We start from the raw sequence: 16,923 nt of genomic DNA, 5'->3' as shown, positions 1-16,923 counted from the left end.
GGGACGCGAACGTCAACGGTGATATGCCCAGAATACGAGCACTCTCGAGCGTACGAAAGCGAACGGCCCGCCGAGGGCCCGGCGCCGGTCACCTCACAGCCTTTTTTCATTGTCTTCCGTCCCTGCCGTCCCGTGCGTCACCCTCCGCCGCACGCCGGACCAGCGCGGCGGGGCGCACCGCGCCGCGCCCGAACCGGTGCGCGACCTGATCCATGGCTCGCTCGGCCTCACGCCAGCCGCTGTCCGGCTCGTCGAAGGCGAGCTGACGGGGGGCCTCGCCGGCCGGACCCAGGTTCTCCACCCGTACCCCGACCAGACGGAGTCGTACCCGTTCCAGGCCGGACGCCTCGTACAGCTCGCGGGCTGTGACATAGATCACACGAGCCAGGTCGGTGGGCTCGGCCAGGGTGCGCGCCCGAGTGATCGTCTTGAAGTCGGCCATCCGCAGTTTGACGCTGACCGTCCGACCGGCGTTCCCGCTCTCGCGCAGCCGGGCGCCGACCCTCTCCGCCAGCCGCAGCAGCTCCCGCCGGATGATCTCGGGATCGTCGACGTCGGTGTCGAAGGTCTCCTCGGCGCCGATGCTCTTGTCGGGCGTGTGCGGGACGACCTCGCGCGGGTCGCGTCCCCACGCCAGCTCGTGGAGGTGCGCGCCGAGCGCGTTGCCGAGTTCGCGCTGCAGCGTGGCGAGGGGCACCTGGGCGAGCTGCCCGACGGTGCGCAGCCCGAGGCGGGTGAGCGCCTGCTCCGTCCGCTCGCCGACCCCCCAGAGGGCCGCGACGGGCAGCGGGTGCAGGAAGTCGACGACGCCGTCGGCCGGCACCACGAGCAGCCCGTCGGGCTTGCACCGGGTCGAGGCCAGCTTCGCGACGAACTTGGTGTTGGCGACGCCGACCGAGCAGGTGATGCCCTGCTGGTCGCGCACCTGGTCGCGGATGAGCTGCGCGATCGCGGCGGGACGGCCCAGCCGCCGCCGGGCGCCCGCCACGTCGAGGAACGCCTCGTCCAGCGACAGGCCCTCGACCAGCGGCGTGATGGAGCGAAAGATCTCGAAGACCGCGGCGGACACGCGGCCGTACTTGCCGTGACTCACCGGCAGCACGACGGCCTGGGGGCACATCCGCCGCGCCCGCGACATCGGCATCGCCGAGTGCACGCCGAACCTGCGGGCCTCGTAGGAGGCCGCGGACACCACGCCGCGCGGCCCGGTCCCGCCCACGACGACGGGACGCCCGCGCAGCTCGGGCCGCTCCAGCAGCTCGACGCTGACGAAGAAGGCGTCCATGTCGACGTGCAGGACGGCGCAGCCGGTGTCGTCGGCGGGCGGACCCGGCTGCGGTCCCGGCCGATGCAGCTGCTGCTTGCGGCTCACGGTGCTAGCCGGCCGGTTTGTCCGCCACCAGGTGGAGCTGGGTGGCGAGGTCCCGCAGGACGGGATGGACGGCCGCGACGGACTCCAGCGCGATCAGCGCGTCGGCGGAGTCGGCGTCGCCGTCCAGCAGGCCGCTCGGCACCAGGTCCGCGAAGATCCGGACGCCGTGCAGCTCGGCGACCCGCAGCCCGGCGTCGCGCACCAGCGCCGACAGCGACTCGCGGGTGAACCGGCGGGGCATCCGGTCGCCCTCGCCCCACCGCCCGGACGGGTCGGTCAGGACCCGCCGCGCGTCGTCGAAGTGCCCCGAGACGGCGCGGTGCAGCGCGGCCGCGATCTGCCCCGCCACCAGCACGCTGACCGAGCCGCCCGGGCGGACGGCGCCGGTCAGCGCCGCCATCGCCGCGTCCGGGTCGTCGACGTACTCCAGGACGCTGTGACACAGCACGAGGTCGGCGGCGTCCGGGCCGAGCAGGTCGGGCAGGTCGACGGCGTCGCCCTGCACGGCGCGCACCCGCACCCCGGACTCGGCGGCCCGGCGCTCCAGCGCGGCCAGCGCGTCCGGGTTGGCGTCGACCACGGTGACCCGGTGCCCCAGTTCGGCGAGCGGAACGGCGAACCCGCCGGTCCCGCCGCCGACGTCCACGACGTCGCTCAGGCCGGCCTCGGGAGTGATGCGGTCGAGGACCGCGCGCAGGGCGTCCCACAGGACGGCGCTGCGCACCCGGCTGCCGCCCCGCACCCGCTTCTGTTGCCGGCCGGTCACGGCCGCTCCCCTAACGTTCGTCATCAGAGCTCAGCTTATGGGTTTCTCTCCTCTTTCGGGCCGCCCGCCGCCATAGTCGAGAAACGCGGACGATCGCTGCATCGCTCCGGCTCGCCGACGCCACAACCGACACCCCAACGGTCGCGCGCGCCCGCAGGCGGATTCGAGCGAAGCAGAACCCCACCCGCCAAGCGAGCGGTGCAAGCCAACCCGCAACCCGCTGACGATCGCACCACCCCAGCCCGCCCCGCAACGCCGCGACAACCTGGAAAGCCGCGATCGCGTCCGAAGGCAGGTACGAGCGAAGCGAGAACCTGATCGCGCAGCGAGCCGCAAGGCGAGCCGGAGCGATGCCAGCGATCGCCCGCTTTATCGACGATGGAAGGCCGCCAGGCCTGAAGGAGGAGAAAAAGCAATCAAAGCGTCAGGGAGGGCTTCAGTTGTTGCAGGCGCGAGAGGAGGCCGTTGACGAAGCGGGGGGACTCGTCGGTGGACAGCTCGGTGGCCAGGCCCACCGCCTCGCTCACCGCGACGCCGTCGGGGACGTCGTCCACCCACAGGAGTTCGAACGTCCCCATCCGCAGGATGTTGCGGTCGACGACGGGCATGCGTTCGAGCGTCCAGCCGGTCGCGTAGGTGGCGAGCAGGTCGTCGATGCGCTCCCGGTTCTCCTGGACGCCCTCGATCAGCCGGACGGCGTGCGGGTACTCGGCGAGTTCGTCCTGGTTCGGACGGCCGCGGGCGGCGAGCACGGCCGTCGGCTCCTCCTCCCGGAGCTCCGCGGCGAACAGGATGTCCAGGGCGAGTTTCCTGGCCTTGGTGCGCGCGGCCATCTCAGGCGCGGCCGAGGTACTCGCCGGAGCGGGTGTCGACCTTGACCTTCTCGCCGGTGGTGATGAACAGCGGGACCTGGATCTGCGCGCCGGTCTCCAGGGTGGCGGGCTTGCTGCCGCCGGTGGAGCGGTCGCCCTGCAGGCCGGGCTCGGTCTCGGTGATCTCCAGCACGACGGCGGCGGGCAGCTCGACGTACAGCGGGTTCTCGTTGTTGAAGGCGATCACGGCGTTCTGCTCGGGGAGCAGGTAGTTCGCGGCGTCGCCGACGACGGCCGCGGGGATGTGCGGCTGGTCGTAGGTCTCGGTGTCCATGAAGACGAAGTCCTCGCCCTCGCGGTAGAGGTACTGCATCTCGCGCTTGTCGACGCTGGCCACCTCGACCTTGGTGCCGGCGTTGAAGGTCTTGTCGACGACCTTGCCCGACAGGACGTTCTTGAGCTTGGTGCGGACGAACGCGCCGCCCTTGCCGGGCTTGACGTGCTGGAACTCCTGGACGGTCCACAACTGGCCGTCGATGTTCAGCGTCATGCCGTTCTTCAGGTCGTTCGTCGTCGCCACTGCGTTGTTCTCCCGGTCGCGGGCCCGCGCGCCCTAAAGGACGAGCAGGTCCTTGGTCGTTGTGGTGAGGAGCTCCGGCCCGCCCGTGCGGACCACCAGCGTGTCCTCGATGCGGACCCCGCCCCGGCCCGTGAGGTAGACCCCCGGCTCCGCGGTGATCGGCACCCGATCCATCAGCTTACCGGTCTTGTCGTACCCCATGAGCGGCGCTTCGTGGATCTCCAGGCCGACGCCGTGCCCGAGGCCGTGGGTGAACGCCTCGCCGTGCCCGGCCTCCGCGATGACGTCGCGGGCGGCGGCGTCCACGTCCTTCGTGTCGGCGCCGGGCAGCGCGGCGGCGAGGGCGGCCGCCTGGGCGCGATGGACGAGGTCGTAGAGGTCCCGCTGCCAGGCGGCGGGCTCGCCGATCGCGACGGTGCGGGTCATGTCGGCGTGGTAGCCGCCGTAGAGGGCGCCGAAGTCCAGGGTGACGAGGTCGCCGCGCTGGAGCTCGCGGCCGCCCGGGTGGTGGTGCGGGACGGCGCCGTTGGGGCCGGACGCGATGATCGACTCGAACGCGGGGCCTTCGGCGCCGTGGTCCACCATGGCGCGTTCGAGGGCGATCGCGACGGCGCGCTCGGTGACCCCGGCGCGGATCTCGGGCAGGACGGCCTCGAAGGCGCGGTCGGTGACGGCGCACGCCTCGCGCAGCAGGCCGATCTCCTCCTCGTCCTTCACCATGCGCAGCTGTTCGACGAGACGGCCGAGCGGCACCAGTTCGGCCGCGGCGCCGTCAGGAAGATCGACGTCGAGGAGGGCCGTGTGGTGCTCGACGGTCAGGTCGTGGGCCTCGAAGCCGACGCGGCCGTGGCCGTCCTCGGCCGCCCGCGTCACCAGCGCCTCCGCCACCTGCCGGTCGACGACGACGGGCAGTTCCGGGCAGACCTGCGCGGCCATTCCGGCGTAGCGGCCGTCGGTCGCGAGCACGGCCGGCCCGTCGGCCGGGACGAGCAGCGCGGCCCGCGAGCTGTCCAGGCCGGTCAGGTAGCGGACGTTGACCAGGCGGGTCACCAGCAGCGCGGCGGCGCCCCGGTCGGCGACGAGCGCGGCCAGCCGGCGGCGCCGCGCGTAGTGAGTCTCCCCCATGGCCAGGACTCTAGATCATCGCGGGAGGGGCCGTCTCAACGCGGTCACGAACATGAAGAACCCTCGACTTCTGGCTGAGGGCTGGCCTAGCGTGACCGGGCGTGTGCTCCGTCCCCCGAATGTCCTTTCCCCTCATGGACTTCCCCCAGGAGTGATTCCCCTTGACCCGAGTCAGCCGTAGAAGACTGCTGGGCACAGGCGCGCTCACCGCCGCGGGAGCCGTCGTCTCCGCGGCCGCGGCCCCCTCCGCCGCCGCCCGGACGGCGCCGCTCACCGCCGACGTGGTGATCGTCGGCGCCGGGCTCTCCGGCCTCACCGCCGCCCGCGACCTCGTCGCGGCGGGCCGGTCCGTGGTCGTGCTGGAGGCGCGGGACCGTCCCGGCGGCCGCGTCTACGGGATGCCGCTCGGCGACGGCACCACCAACGAGGGCGGCGCCGAGTTCATCGGCCCGACGCAGGACCGCATCGCCGCGCTCGCCAAGGACATGGGCGTCGACACCTATGCCACCTACAACGAGGGCAAGAACGTCTACTACCGGGGCGGCAAGCGGTCGCTGTACGCGACCGACGGCCTGCTCGGCGCGGTCCCGCCTGACTGGGGCGTGGTCGACCTGGAGCTGGCGCTGCTCAAGCTCGGCGGCATGGTCAAGGAGGTGCCGGTCGGCGAGCCGTGGAAGGCGGCCAAGGCCGAGGAGTGGGACGCGCAGACCTTCCACACGTGGTCGCGGTCCAACTCGCTGAGCAGCGGCGCGCGGTTCCTGATGGACGCGTTCGCCTCCTCCACGCTGTCGGTGCGCTCGCAGGAGGTCTCGCTGCTCTACCTGCTGAACTACGCGGCCTCGGCGGGCAACGAGGCCAACCCGGGGACGATCGACCGGTTGATCAACACCAGGGGCGGGGCGCAGGAGTCGCGGTTCGTCGGCGGCTCGCAGGAGGTGCCGATCCGGCTTGCGGCACGGCTCGGCGACATCGTCCACTACAACGCGCCGGTCCGGTCGATCGTCACAGAAGCGGGCGGTGTGACGGTGACCGCCGACGGGATCACGGTGTCGGCCGAGCGGGTCGTGGTGGCGATGTCCCCGGCGATCGCCGGGAAGATCGACTTCTCGCCGGCGCTGCCCGCGAGCCGGGCGCAGCTCGTGCAGCGGTACCCGATGGGCTCGGTCGCCAAGTTCGTCGCCGTCTACGACACGCCGTTCTGGCGGGCGGACGGGCTGACCGGGCAGGCCGTGGCCGACAGCGGCGCCATCGACGCGACGTTCGACAACAGCCCGCCGGACGGGTCGCGGGGCATCCTGATGGGCTTCATGAACCAGGCCAACATCAGGAAGCTGGACGGCGCGCCCGCCGCGGACGTCCGGGCGGCGGGACTCGACTCGTTCACCAAGCTGTTCGGCGACAAGGCCGCGAACCCGACGCTGACGGCCTTCCAGCGCTGGGACAACGAGACCTGGAGCGGCGGCGGTCCCGTCGGCGTCGCCCCGCCCGGCGCGCTCACCGCGTTCGGCCCCGCGCTGCGCGAGCCCTGCGGCCGGGTCCACTGGGCGGGCACCGAGACGTCCGGCTACTGGACGGGCTACATGGACGGCGCCGTCCGCTCCGGCGAGCGCGTCGCCAAGGAGGTCGACGCGGCCCTGTGAGCCCGCCCCTCCCCGGCTTCTCCCCCTACGGTTCCGCCCGCCGCGAGAAGTAAGGATCAGGTGGCGATCCGGTCGGCGGATCCGCGCATCTCATCAGGGACACGGATCGACGACGGAACGGGTTCCGATGGCGGGGTACGGGAAGCGGCCGGACTGGGCCCTGGCGGCGCTGCTGGCGGTCGGCGCGCCCCTGACCGGGACGGCGCTGATCGTCGCGCAGGCCGCCCTGGTCGCCTACGGGCCGTCGACGCTGGCGGACAACTGGGCGGGCACGGCGCTGCTCTTCGTGATGATGATGGCCGGATACGCCCTGCTGGTCTTCACACAGCTGCGCTACGAGAACGTCCTGGTCTTCTTCGGCGCCTTCCTCCTGCTGGTCGTCGGAGCGTCCATGCTCGCGCACGCCGTGTCGGACCAGGCTCTGCACGAGCGCGGCCGGACCACGGCGTGCACGGTTCAGAAGGTCGACCGGCGCGAGGTCACCAGCACCGACAGCGACGGGAACACGACCACGGACGTCTACTACGACCACGACCTCGCCTGCGCCGAGCCGCGGGTGCGGACGATGACGACCGGGTCCAGGGTCGCGGACCGAGGCGAACGCATCCAGGTCGTGTACGACCCGCGCGGCCGCCTCGCCCCGCGTCCCGCCGGCTCGGTGGGAGATCCGGGCACCTCCCTGAAATGGGGGGCCGCCTTGTTCGGCGGCGGTGTCCTGCTCCGCGTGCTGTTCGAGCTGGACGTCCCGCCGTTCGGGCCCGGGACGGGCCTCCGGCTCGGGCGCCTCCGCCGCCGGCGGCGGCGGCGGCGGAGGCGGTCCGTCAGAGTCCGCCCGCCATCTCCTTGACCTTCTCGATCAGGGCGAGCCGGCTCTTGTGGTCGCCCGCGATCGGGGCCACGTTGAGCGTCGTGACGCCGGACTCCTTCATCGCGGCGAGCCGCTCCCGGACGTGGGCCTCGGGGCCGATGAGGGACATCTTCTCCAGCAGCTCCTGCGGGACCTTCGCGGCGGCCTCGTCCTTCTTGCCGTCGAGGTAGAGGTCCTGGATCTCCTCGGCCTCCTTCTCGTAGCCGTAGCGCCGGGCGAGGTCGTTGTAGAAGTTCTTGCCCTTGGCGCCCATGCCGCCGATGTAGAGGGCGGCCATCGGACGGCCGAACTCCAGGAAGCCCTTCACGTCGTCGCCGATGGCGAGCGGGGACTGCCCGACCACGTCGAGCTCGCCGAGCGCGGGGTCGCGCTTGGCCTTCCCGGCCGCGAGGGAGGCGCCCCACACGTCCGCGGCCTTCTCCGGCACGTAGAAGATCGGCTCCCAGCCGTTGGCGATCTCGGCGGTCAGCTCGACGTTCTTCGGGCCGATGGCGGCGACCATGATCGGGATGTCGGCGCGCACCGGGTGGTTGATGAGCTTGAGCGCCTTGCCGAGGCCGGTGCCCTGCCCCTCCGGCAGCGGCAGGTGGTAGTACCTGCCGTCGTGCTGCACCCGCTCGCGGCGCCACACCTTGCGGCAGATCTCGATGATCTCCCGGGTGCGGCCGAGCGGCGCGGTGTAGGGGACCCCGTGGAAGCCCTCGATGACCTGCGGGCCGGACGCGCCGATGCCGAGCGTGAACCGCCCGTCGGAGACGTAGTCCAGCCCCGCGGCGGTCTGGGCGATCGCGGTCGGGGTGCGCGAGTAGATGTTGAGGATGCCGGAGGCGATCTCCACCCGCTCGGTCCTGGCGGCGATGTAGCCCATCTGGCTCACCGCGTCGAAGCTGTAGGCCTCCGCGACGTAGACGATGTCGAGGCCGGCCTTCTCGTAGTCGGCGAGCTCCTCGACGGTCTCCTTGAAACCGCCCGAGTAGCTGAGCGCCATACCGATGCGCATGGTGTCCCGCGCCCCTTCCTAAACCGAATCCGATTCCAGTCGAACGTAACCTACTCCCGGCCCGCGTCCGAGAGGAGGGCTCACGGCAGCGCGGGGCCGTTCAGCGCGTCCAGCGCCCGCCGGTAGATCGCGGTGCGGATCGTCGCCACGCCCGGCCCGTTCTTGCTCGCCAGCGAGGCCGCCCACTCCACGGCGGCGGGAAGCACCTCCTCCTCGGGCGCGACGCGCTGCACGATCCCGGCCTCGCGCGCCTGCTCCGCGGCGTAGCGGCGGCCGGTGAGCATCGCCTCGTGCGCGGTGGCCGTCGACAGCCGCGCCGTGATCAGCGCGTTCATCCCCGGCGTGAAGCTCATCCCGAGATCGACCTCGGGCAGGCAGAAGTAGCCGCGGTCGGTGCGCATGACGGCGAAGTCGTGGGCGAGGGCGAGCATGCCCCCGCCCGCGAAGGCGTGGCCGTTCAGCGCCGCGACCGTCGGCATCGGCAGCGACAGGACGCGCGCGTACAGGGCGTGCACGCGCCGCAGGTACTCCTCGAACCTGTCCTGGTTGGCGCCGAGCCAGTCCAGGTCCAGGCCGTTGGAGTAGAACTTGCCGGTGCCGACGGTGACGAGCGCGCCCGGGCCGTCGTTCTTGGCCACCGAGTCGAGGGCCCCCTCGACCGCGTCGAGGAAGTCGGGGCCGAACCGGTTCTCACCCGCGTCGAACCGCAGGACGTACACGTCTCCGTCGCGCTGGAGGTCGATCACGAACGTCTCCTTCTTCCCGCCCGGCCCCGTCTCGGAGCACGTGCCCTCATCGCGTGCCTCAGCCGACCCTACTCGCGAGTACTAACTATGACGTACGGCATAGCCAAAGTTCTCCATGACGGTCGTCATAGTCAACGCGAGGACCGTATGATGAATGTCATAATCGTCGCATGGGGACGGACAGCAGGGAACGCATGGTGCGCAGCGCCGCCTACCTCTTCCGCGAGCGCGGCTACAGCGGCACCGGGTTCCGCGACGTCATCACGCACAGCGGCGCCCCGCGCGGGTCGATCTACCACCACTTCCCCGGCGGCAAGGCGCAGCTCGCCGAGGAGGCCGTCCGCTACGCCGGCGAGTTCCTCAACGCCGGCATCCTCGCCGCCACCGAGGGCGGCGACGCCGCGTCGGCCGTGGACGCCTTCGTGGGCTGGTGGCGGCAGGTCCTGATCAAGAGCGAGTTCCGCGCCGGCTGTCCCGTCGTCGCCGTCACCGTCGAGTCCCACGACGACGCCCCGCAGCTCGCCGCGGCCGCCGCGGCCGCGTTCGGGCGCTGGCAGGACACGCTCGCCACCGGGCTCGGCAACGCCGGCGTCCCCGACGACCGCGCGTCCCGCCTGGCCCGCCTCATCGTCGCGGCCGTCGAGGGCGCCACCATCCTGTGCCGCGCCCACCGCGACGTCGCCCCGCTGGACGATGTCGTCTCCGAGCTCAAGGCCATGGCCCGCAGCGCGGCCGAAGAGGGATAGGGGCCCCGCCGGAGGGCTAGGAGTTCTCGGCGACCAGCTCGGCCACGGCCTGGAGGGCCAGGACGTAGGACAGGGTGCCGAAGCCGGCGATGGTGCCGGTGGCGACGCCGGCGACGACGGAGTTGTGGCGGAACTCCTCGCGGGCGGCCGGGTTGGTGATGTGGACCTCGATGAGCGGGGCGGTGCGCTGGGCGGCCGCGTCCCGCAGCGCGTAGGAGTAGTGCGTGAACGCGGCCGGGTTCAGCACGACGGGGACGCGCTCGTCGGCGGCCTCGTGCAGCCAGCGCATCATCTCGGCCTCGTCGTCGGTCTGCCGGACCTCGACGTGCAGTTCGAGGCGGCGCCCGGCGTCGCGGCAGACGGCGACCAGGTCGTCGAAACTGGCCGTCCCGTAGGTGTCGGGCTCGCGGACGCCGAGGCGGCGCAGGTTGGGACCGTTCAGGACGAGGACGCGGGTCATCGGGCGATCTCCCGGTAGGCGGCGGCGAGCAGGTCCTCGTCGGGGCCTTCGAGGCGGCCCGGCTCGGCGATGCCGTCGAGGACGACGAACCGGAGCGTGGCGCCCCGCGACTTCTTGTCGATGGTCATGGTGGCGCGCAGGCCGGGCCAGTCGGCGGCGTAGGAGACCGGCAGGCCCACGGACTCCAGGACGTCCCGGTGCCGCCGGACGACGTCGGCGGGCAGCCGCCCGGCGAGGCGGGACAGTTCGGCGGCGAACACCATGCCGATCGCGACGGCGTGGCCGTGCCGGAACCGGTAGTCCTCGTTCTTCTCGATGGCGTGCGCGAGGGTGTGGCCGTAGTTCAGGATCTCGCGGAGACCGCCCTCCCTCAGGTCGGCCGACACGACGCCGGCCTTGACCCGCACGGCCCGTTCGACCAGTTCGCGGGTGTGCGGGCCGTCGGGGGCCGCGGCGCCCTTCGGGTCGGCCTCGACCAGGGCGAGGATCTCCGGGTCGGCGATGAACCCGGCCTTGATGATCTCGGCGAGGCCGCTGATGTAGTCCTCGCGCGGCATCGTCACCAGCGTGGCCAGGTCGCACAGGACGCCGGCGGGCGGGTGGAACGCGCCGACGAGGTTCTTGCCCTCGGGGACGTTGATGCCGGTCTTGCCGCCGACCGCCGCGTCCACCATGCCGAGCAGCGTCGTCGGGACGAGCACCGCCCGCACGCCGCGCAGCCACGAGGCCGCCGCGAACCCGGCGAGGTCGGTGGTGGCGCCGCCGCCGACGCCGACGACGACGTCCGTCCGGGTCATGCCGAGGCGGGCGAAGGACGACCAGAGCCCGGCGAGGACGCCGACCTCCTTGGCGGCCTCGCCGTCCGGGACGGGCAGCGCGTGCACGGCGTACCCGGCCTGTTCGAGCGCCCCGCACACGGGGCGGGCGATCTCCGGCAGCCCCTCGGCGTGGACGACGGCGACGGTCCGGGCCCGGTCTCCGATCATGGCGGGCAGTTCACCGAGGACGCCCGTCCCGATGACGACGTCGTAGGGATCGGCGCCGCCGACGTGCACCCGCGCCCGCGTCACGCTTCACCCTCCAGGGCCTTCACGACCTCTTCCACGATGTCGGCGGGCTCGCGGCCGTCGGTGTCGACGTGCACGCCGCCGAGCCGCTCGTAGATCGGGAGCCGCTCCTCCAGGAGCTTGCGCATCTGGCTGCGCGGGTTCAGCACGAGCAGCGGCCGCGCCGACGCCAGGCCGACCCGCTTGATCGCCTCCGACAGGCCCACCCGCAGGTAGATCACGGTGTGCCCGGCGAGCAGGTCCTGCGTCTCGGCCGCAAGGACGGCGCCGCCGCCGAGCGCGACGACGCCCTCGTGCCCGGCCAGCGCCTCGGCGACGGCGGCGCGCTCCAGCTCGCGGAAGCGCTCCTCGCCGTCGTCGATGAAGATCTCGCCGATCGGCTTGCCCGCCGCCCGCTCGATGTCGGCGTCGGTGTCGCGCAGCGTGACGCCGAGACGGCCGGCGAGCGCGGCGCCGATCGTGGACTTGCCCGAGCCGGGCGGCCCGATGATGACTGCCTTCGGTCGCATGGCACCGCTCACTTGATCGTCAGAGAGGACAGGTATCCGCGCAGGTTGCGGGCGGTCTCCTCGGCGGAGTCGCCGCCAAACTTCTCCAGCGCCGCGTCCGCGAGGACGAGCGCGACCATCGCCTCGGCGACCACCCCGGCGGCCGGGACGGCCGTCACGTCGCTGCGCTGGTTGATCGCCTTGGCGGGCTCGCCGGTCGTGACGTCGATCGTGTCGAGCCGCCGCGGGACGGTCGAGATCGGCTTCATCGCGGCCCGTACGCGCAGCACCTCGCCGGTGGTCATGCCGCCCTCGACGCCGCCGGCCCGGTTGGTGCGGCGGCGGATCCCGTCGGGGGTCGCGTCGATCTCGTCGTGCGCCCGCGAGCCGGGCCGCCGGGCGGTGGTGAACCCGTCGCCGAGCTCCACGCCCTTGATCGCCTGGATGCCCATGAGGATGCCGGCGAGCCGGGAGTCCAGGCGCCGGTCCCAGTGGACGTGGCTGCCGAGGCCGGGCGGGAGCCCGTAGGCGAGGACCTCCACCACGCCGCCGAGGGTGTCGCCGGCCTTCTTGGTCTCGTCGATGTGCGCGACCATCCGCGCCGACGCCTCGCCGTCGAAGCAGCGCACCGGGCTCTCGTCCACCCGCGCCAGGTCGCCGGGCTCCGGCAGGACGCCCTCGGGGGCCTCGACCTCGCCCAGCGCGATCACGTGGCTCAGGACGTCCACGCCGAGGGCCTGCTTGAGGAACGCCTTGGCGACGGTGCCGAGCGCGACCCGCGCGGCCGTCTCGCGGGCGCTCGCCCGCTCCAGGACGGGCCGGGCGTCGTCGAAGCCGTACTTCTGCATGCCGACCAGGTCGGCGTGGCCGGGCCTCGGCTGCGACAGCGGGGCGTTCCTGGCCTGGGCCGCGAGGACGTCGGCGTCCACGGGGTCGGCCGACATGACCGTCTCCCACTTGGGCCACTCGGTGTTGCCGACCTCGATCGCGACCGGCCCGCCGAGCGTCACCCCGTGCCGGACGCCGCCGATGATCGTGACCTGGTCCTGCTCGAACTTCATCCGGGCGCCCCGCCCGTGGCCGAGCCTCCGGCGGCGCAACTCCTCGGCGATGTCCCCCGAGGTCACGCGCACACCGGCCGGCAGCCCCTCCACGATCGCGGTCAGAGCCGGGCCATGGGACTCCCCCGCAGTCAACCATCGCAGCATGGGACGAATCCTATTGACTCCGCGCGCCCGCCCGTGACGGGGTCCAGCATCTGAGAGGCTCCTCGCGGAGGTGGCGATGAGGAGAGCCGGTTCGGAAGGGGCCGAGACCAGGCGGGCGCTGCTGGCCCAGGCGCGGGCATCCGCCCAGCTGGGGTCGCCGATGTACGCCGAACTGCTCACGCGGGCGGCGGACGATCCGGGCAAGGTCGTGACGGGTGTGCTCGGGGAGCGCACGGAGACCGGATACATCCTGGGCATGCTGGGGACGGTGCACCGGCTCGTCCTTGAGGGACGGGTGCCGGAACTGGCCGCGCACTACCCGACCGCCGGCGGGACGGAGGACCCGCTGCAGGCCTGGCCCGCGTTCCGGGACGTGCTGGCCGGGCACGCGGCCGAGATCCGCGACGGCCTCCTCGACCCGCCGCAGACCAACGAGGTCGGGCGGTCGGCGCCGCTCGTCGGCGGACTCCTCACGATCGCGGACGCCTGCCGTCCCACGCGCACCCCGGCGCCCTCCCTGCCGGTCAGGCTGCTGGAGATCGGGGCCAGCGCGGGCCTGAACCTGCGCGCCGACCGGTTCCGGTTCCTGCACGAGAGCGGTGCGTACGGGCCGGAGTCGCCGGTCGTCCTGCCGGACGCCTGGCGGGGCCTTCCCCCGGTGGGCGCGCCGCTCGCCATCGCCGAGCGGCGGGGATGCGACCCGAACCCGCTGGACACGACCTCGCCCGCCGGGCGGCAGCGGCTCCTGTCGTACGTGTGGCCCGACCAGGCGGCGCGGGTGGCGCGGCTGCGGGCGGCGTTCGAGGTCGCCGCGCGGGTACCCGCGACGGTCGTGAAGGCGGGCGCGGCGGACTTCCTGGACGGGCTGGCCCCCGAGCAGGGCGTCGCCACGGTCGTGTGGCACTCGACGATGCGCGCGTACATGTCGCGGGACGAGGCCGCGCGCGTCGACCGGAGCATCGAGCGGGCCGGGGCGGCGGCCACCCCCGACGCGCCCGTGGCGCACCTGTCGTTCGAGGGGCGCGACGCCTCACGGCTGAACGTCCTGCACGTCGTGACGCTGCGGCTGTGGCCGGGCGGGGAGCCGGTGATCCTCGGCGAGGGCCCGTCCCACGGCCTCCCCACCACCTGGTTCTAGGCTGTGTTTTCACAGTCCCGGCCCACTTCGCTCGCCTGGCGGCTCGCTACGTGACCGGACCTGGGCGAACGCGGCATCGCTTCGCGATCAGCCCGGTTTCGCTCGCCTCCGGCTTCGCCGCACCGGGCAGGTCACGCGTTCGCGCGCGTGCCCGAGGCCACTTCGAGACAGGCCCTGGCCGCTACGCCCTCGTCCCGGCGTCAGGACCGGCCGAGGGCTCGGTCGATCGCGACCCGCACGGGGGACGTCGGGGGAAGCGGCCCCGCCGGGTGCAGGGGCGGCTGTGCCATGAACCGGGGGACGGCGCCCCGGTGCGCCTGCGCGGCGTGCACCAGGAACGGGTGGCACAGGTACACGTCGCCCGCCTGCCCCGTGGCGAAGGCGAGCGGGCGGTGCTCGGTCGCGGGGACGGCCCTGCCCGCCAGGTCGATGAACGTGAGGCCCGCCTCCCCCGCGGGCTCCAGGATCGGCGGGACGTCCAGATGGGAGCCGACGCGGATGCGGGTCGGCCCGTCGTCCTCCCCCACGTCGGAGAACAGGAACAGCATCAGCAGCGCGCGGCCCTTCGACGCGGCGTTCACCCGGTAGGACATGAAGTCGGCCGGGTCGTCGCCGGGGAAGCTCGCGTCGATGTGCCAGCCGTCGTCGCCGGGCGGCTGGTCGCTGGGAAACCGCACCGGGAACGTGCCGAGGCCGCCGCGCGGCAGCCAGGCGCCCTTCCCGACGACGGCGTCGAACGCGGCACGCAGTGCGCCGGTGTTCACGGCGGCCCGGAACGGCTCCTCGGTGTGGTCGCCGAGCCGCACGACCGGACGCGTCCACGTCGCGGGGTCGTCGGGATCGCAGCCGGTGTCGCGCCACAGGATGTCGCGGCACTCGGCGGCCAGCTCCCGGGGGAACGCCTGCTCCACCCGGACGTAACCGTCAGTGAGGAAGGCGTCAACGTCGATCATGGCGCCAGCGTCGCAGAGCGGCCGCGGCGGACGCCAGCGGTTTACCGCGCCCCCGGGCCCGCCCGGGTGGAGGGCTACCTGCGCAGCACGTTCAGCTCGATGCCGCCGACGATCCGGCCGCGCAGCAGCTCGGCGAGGCGGTCGGAGACCCGCTGGACGGTGCCGCGCTCGTCGTGCCCGGGGACGACGGCGAACCGGACGGCGATCTCCGCGGAGGTGCCCTCGACGACGCGGACCCCGCTGACGGAGGGGTCGGAGCCGAACGCGGCCTCGACCGCGGCGAGGATGTCGGGGTCCTCGTGGGGCGGCGGGACGGCGCGGCCGTCGGCGAGCAGGTGCAGGCGCAACCCGTCCACGGCGAACGGGACCGGGCCCGCCACGTCCACGACCAGAGCGTCCGCGCCCTCGTCGAGGGCGGCACGGCAGGCGTCGCCGGCCCGCACCGCGACCGGGCGTGCGTCGGCGCGCCAGGCCTTCATCGTCTCGGTGCAGGTGAAGCCGAGCACGCCGCGCCGCCCGTCGTCGCCGATCAGGGTGGGCAGCGCCATGTCGCTCGACTTCTCCCGCCGCAGCTCGCCGGGGGCGGCGGGCTCCTCCTCGGTGAGGACGGCGACGATCGGCACCAGCAACCGCGCGCCCTGAAGCCGCCGCAGCACCGTGTGCACGCCGACGCGGCCGGACGCGTACCCGGCGAGCGCCTCGCACAACCGGGGATCGGCGCTTCCGTCGTCCCCGGGGAACTGTGGTTCGGGAATGGTCAGTCCGGACACGCCAGGAAGGCTATAACCTCCGGCGGCCACAAGGGGCTACTCCCTGGATACTCTCCGCGTCTCCGGCGCCCTCAGCCAAGGTCGGCGATGGCCGCGACGGTGCCGCCGCCGGACGGCCCCTGGTGCACCGCCGCGACCGACACGAACACCGCCGGGTCGCCGGTGACGGACGCGGCGACACCGCCGACGCACGCCTTGATCTGCCGGTGCCAGTGCACGTCGGAGTCGTCCAGCATGATGTTGCGGCGGCCCCGGACCGAGCCGCCCGGGTCGGCCTCGCACTTGATGAACACGTTGACGAGCCGGTCGCCGAGGTCGGACGTGCGGGGCCGTTCGGGCAGGTCCAGGCCCGTCGACCGGACGGCATCCCAGATCCCGTCGGCGTCGAGCGCGTCCTTCATCACACCGTGCCCGGCCCGGTACCGGCCGCCGACGCCGCGCACGTTGCCGACGACCACGATCTGCGCCCGGTCCAGCTCCACGCCGGACGAGCACGACGCCACCGACGAGTACAGCGCCAGGTCCTTGTGGATCTGCTCGGCCGACGGCGCCTCGATCTCGCCGAGCGCGACGGCGATGCCGAGCGCGGTCGTGGAGTTGGAGATGTCCATCGACTTGAGGGTGTCCTCGGTGACCACGTCGCGGCCGCGGGTCTTCGCGTCGTTGATCGTGTCGAGGGTGAGCAGCGGCGTCTTGGTCTGCACGTAGTGGACGTCGGCCGGATCGTCGATCCCGGCGGTCTTCATGGCCTCGCGTACGCCGGCGGCGACGGTCTCCACCATCGCGGGACGGCCGATGTCCTCGGGCAGGATGACCTCGCTCATCGCGACGCCGACCGACAGCCGCGGCTCGTCGGAGGCGGGTACGCGGGCGGGGTCGGCGGTCGCGAAGACGGTCGCGTGCGGGCTGAGCACCCCGTCCGTGCCGCCCGACCACACCAGCGGGACCCGCGCCACCTCGTCCGCCGTCCGGGTGCCCTTGGCGAGGAGCACCTCGCGGAACGCCCGGTCGGCCAGCAGCCGCGTGTAGTCGTTCACGCCGCCGTTGCCCTCGGTCTTGCCGACGACGGCCAGGACCCGGTCGGCCTCCAGGACGCCGTCGTCGATCAGCCGGGCCAGCCCGGACGCGTCGGTCACGCTCTCGATGGGGATCTTGCGGACTTCGATCGGATCGGGCACCGTCAT

The 16,923-nt window shown here is 73.0% G+C and carries 18 protein-coding genes; 4 read left to right on the top strand and 14 right to left on the bottom strand.

The genetic code is table 11. The annotated features are described in order from the left end of the window. Positions 1-106: 106 nt before the first annotated feature. From BJ999_RS14955 to BJ999_RS14935, 5 genes are all read right to left on the bottom strand, one after another. Positions 107-1,372, bottom strand: coding sequence for a DNA polymerase IV (locus BJ999_RS14955; protein WP_179833872.1), 1,266 nt, complete (start codon positions 1,370-1,372; stop codon positions 107-109). A gap of 4 nt (positions 1,373-1,376) precedes the next feature. After that, positions 1,377-2,162 (bottom strand): methyltransferase domain-containing protein, encoded by a 786-nt coding sequence (locus tag BJ999_RS14950; RefSeq protein WP_179833871.1) that lies wholly within the window; start codon positions 2,160-2,162, stop codon positions 1,377-1,379. Positions 2,163-2,554: 392 nt separating this feature from the next. Beyond that, the gene (nusB, locus tag BJ999_RS14945) at positions 2,555-2,971 is read right to left on the bottom strand and encodes a transcription antitermination factor NusB (RefSeq protein ID WP_179833870.1); all 417 of its coding nucleotides are present in this window, start codon (positions 2,969-2,971) and stop codon (positions 2,555-2,557) included. Between the two features lies 1 nt (position 2,972). After that, positions 2,973-3,530 (bottom strand): elongation factor P, encoded by a 558-nt coding sequence (gene efp, locus BJ999_RS14940; protein ID WP_179833869.1) that lies wholly within the window; start codon positions 3,528-3,530, stop codon positions 2,973-2,975. Between the two features lie 33 nt (positions 3,531-3,563). Further along, positions 3,564-4,655, bottom strand: a complete 1,092-nt coding sequence (locus BJ999_RS14935) for a M24 family metallopeptidase (protein WP_179833868.1) — start codon at positions 4,653-4,655, stop codon at positions 3,564-3,566. Positions 4,656-4,816: 161 nt separating this feature from the next. Between BJ999_RS14935 and BJ999_RS14930 the strand changes: the two genes are divergently transcribed. Together BJ999_RS14930 and BJ999_RS14925 are read left to right on the top strand one after the other, a co-directional pair. Continuing rightward, positions 4,817-6,295 (top strand): flavin monoamine oxidase family protein, encoded by a 1,479-nt coding sequence (locus BJ999_RS14930; RefSeq protein WP_179833867.1) that lies wholly within the window; start codon positions 4,817-4,819, stop codon positions 6,293-6,295. A gap of 127 nt (positions 6,296-6,422) precedes the next feature. Continuing rightward, positions 6,423-7,142: a hypothetical protein gene (locus tag BJ999_RS14925; protein ID WP_179833866.1), complete on the top strand. Its 720-nt coding sequence runs from the start codon at positions 6,423-6,425 to the stop codon at positions 7,140-7,142. Here the strand turns inward: BJ999_RS14925 and BJ999_RS14920 are convergent. Beyond that, a complete protein-coding gene (locus tag BJ999_RS14920) occupies positions 7,117-8,163 on the bottom strand; it encodes an LLM class F420-dependent oxidoreductase (RefSeq protein ID WP_179833865.1) in 1,047 nt (348 codons plus the stop codon). The genes BJ999_RS14925 and BJ999_RS14920 overlap by 26 nt on opposite strands. Before the next feature lie 80 nt (positions 8,164-8,243). Beyond that, complete coding sequence (locus BJ999_RS14915; RefSeq protein WP_179833864.1) at positions 8,244-8,909, bottom strand: enoyl-CoA hydratase-related protein; 666 nt, start codon at positions 8,907-8,909, stop codon at positions 8,244-8,246. A gap of 170 nt (positions 8,910-9,079) precedes the next feature. Here BJ999_RS14915 and BJ999_RS14910 point away from each other — a divergent pair, with 170 nt between their 5' ends. Next, positions 9,080-9,655 (top strand): TetR/AcrR family transcriptional regulator, encoded by a 576-nt coding sequence (locus tag BJ999_RS14910; RefSeq protein WP_179833863.1) that lies wholly within the window; start codon positions 9,080-9,082, stop codon positions 9,653-9,655. Positions 9,656-9,671: 16 nt separating this feature from the next. On the opposite strand, the gene aroQ is transcribed toward BJ999_RS14910, so the two are convergent. Genes aroQ through aroC form a run of 4 tightly spaced genes read right to left on the bottom strand, consistent with a single transcriptional unit; the run spans position 9,672 to position 12,878 of the window. Beyond that, the gene (gene aroQ, locus BJ999_RS14905) at positions 9,672-10,115 is read right to left on the bottom strand and encodes a type II 3-dehydroquinate dehydratase (protein WP_179833862.1); all 444 of its coding nucleotides are present in this window, start codon (positions 10,113-10,115) and stop codon (positions 9,672-9,674) included. Further along, complete coding sequence (gene aroB, locus BJ999_RS14900) at positions 10,112-11,185, bottom strand: 3-dehydroquinate synthase (protein WP_179833861.1); 1,074 nt, start codon at positions 11,183-11,185, stop codon at positions 10,112-10,114. Before aroB ends, aroQ begins: the two co-directional genes overlap by 4 nt. After that, a complete protein-coding gene (locus BJ999_RS14895; protein ID WP_179833860.1) occupies positions 11,182-11,691 on the bottom strand; it encodes a shikimate kinase in 510 nt (169 codons plus the stop codon). The genes aroB and BJ999_RS14895 overlap by 4 nt, the downstream gene beginning before the upstream one ends. A gap of 8 nt (positions 11,692-11,699) precedes the next feature. Continuing rightward, entirely contained in the window at positions 11,700-12,878 is a 1,179-nt protein-coding gene (gene aroC / locus BJ999_RS14890; RefSeq protein WP_179833859.1) for a chorismate synthase, read from the bottom strand. Between the two features lie 76 nt (positions 12,879-12,954). On the opposite strand from aroC, the gene BJ999_RS14885 reads away from it, so the two are divergent. Beyond that, positions 12,955-14,016 carry a DUF2332 domain-containing protein gene (locus BJ999_RS14885; RefSeq protein WP_179833858.1) on the top strand — a complete coding sequence of 354 codons (1,062 nt, stop codon included), beginning with the start codon at positions 12,955-12,957 and terminating at the stop codon, positions 14,014-14,016. 200 nt (positions 14,017-14,216) lie between these two features. On the opposite strand, the gene BJ999_RS14880 is transcribed toward BJ999_RS14885, so the two are convergent. The 3 genes from BJ999_RS14880 to bar all read right to left on the bottom strand — a co-directional run bounded on the left by BJ999_RS14880 (position 14,217) and on the right by bar (position 16,923). Further along, complete coding sequence (locus tag BJ999_RS14880; protein WP_179833857.1) at positions 14,217-14,969, bottom strand: phytanoyl-CoA dioxygenase family protein; 753 nt, start codon at positions 14,967-14,969, stop codon at positions 14,217-14,219. A gap of 74 nt (positions 14,970-15,043) precedes the next feature. Further along, positions 15,044-15,739: an SseB family protein gene (locus tag BJ999_RS14875; protein ID WP_179833856.1), complete on the bottom strand. Its 696-nt coding sequence runs from the start codon at positions 15,737-15,739 to the stop codon at positions 15,044-15,046. A 71-nt stretch (positions 15,740-15,810) separates the two neighbouring features. Further along, positions 15,811-16,923, bottom strand: coding sequence for a barbiturase (bar, locus tag BJ999_RS14870; RefSeq protein ID WP_218935067.1), 1,113 nt, complete (start codon positions 16,921-16,923; stop codon positions 15,811-15,813).

Source organism: Actinomadura citrea, assembly GCF_013409045.1.
Classification (GTDB): Bacteria; Actinomycetota; Actinomycetes; order Streptosporangiales; family Streptosporangiaceae; genus Spirillospora; species Spirillospora citrea.
Note: the sequence above shows the minus strand (reverse complement) of the source record. Positions and strands in the feature narration are given on the sequence as shown.

Coding starts and splice junctions, on each gene's coding strand:
- BJ999_RS14950 (WP_179833871.1), bottom strand. CDS start 2,162: ATGACGAACGTTAGGGGAGCGGCCGTGACCGGCCGGCAACAGAAGCGG.
- nusB (WP_179833870.1), bottom strand. CDS start 2,971: ATGGCCGCGCGCACCAAGGCCAGGAAACTCGCCCTGGACATCCTGTTC.
- BJ999_RS14935 (WP_179833868.1), bottom strand. CDS start 4,655: ATGGGGGAGACTCACTACGCGCGGCGCCGCCGGCTGGCCGCGCTCGTC.
- BJ999_RS14925 (WP_179833866.1), top strand. CDS start 6,423: ATGGCGGGGTACGGGAAGCGGCCGGACTGGGCCCTGGCGGCGCTGCTG.
- BJ999_RS14920 (WP_179833865.1), bottom strand. CDS start 8,163: ATGCGCATCGGTATGGCGCTCAGCTACTCGGGCGGTTTCAAGGAGACC.
- BJ999_RS14910 (WP_179833863.1), top strand. CDS start 9,080: ATGGGGACGGACAGCAGGGAACGCATGGTGCGCAGCGCCGCCTACCTC.
- aroQ (WP_179833862.1), bottom strand. CDS start 10,115: ATGACCCGCGTCCTCGTCCTGAACGGTCCCAACCTGCGCCGCCTCGGC.
- BJ999_RS14895 (WP_179833860.1), bottom strand. CDS start 11,691: ATGCGACCGAAGGCAGTCATCATCGGGCCGCCCGGCTCGGGCAAGTCC.
- aroC (WP_179833859.1), bottom strand. CDS start 12,878: ATGCTGCGATGGTTGACTGCGGGGGAGTCCCATGGCCCGGCTCTGACC.
- BJ999_RS14885 (WP_179833858.1), top strand. CDS start 12,955: ATGAGGAGAGCCGGTTCGGAAGGGGCCGAGACCAGGCGGGCGCTGCTG.
- BJ999_RS14880 (WP_179833857.1), bottom strand. CDS start 14,969: ATGATCGACGTTGACGCCTTCCTCACTGACGGTTACGTCCGGGTGGAG.
- bar (WP_218935067.1), bottom strand. CDS start 16,923: ATGACGGTGCCCGATCCGATCGAAGTCCGCAAGATCCCCATCGAGAGC.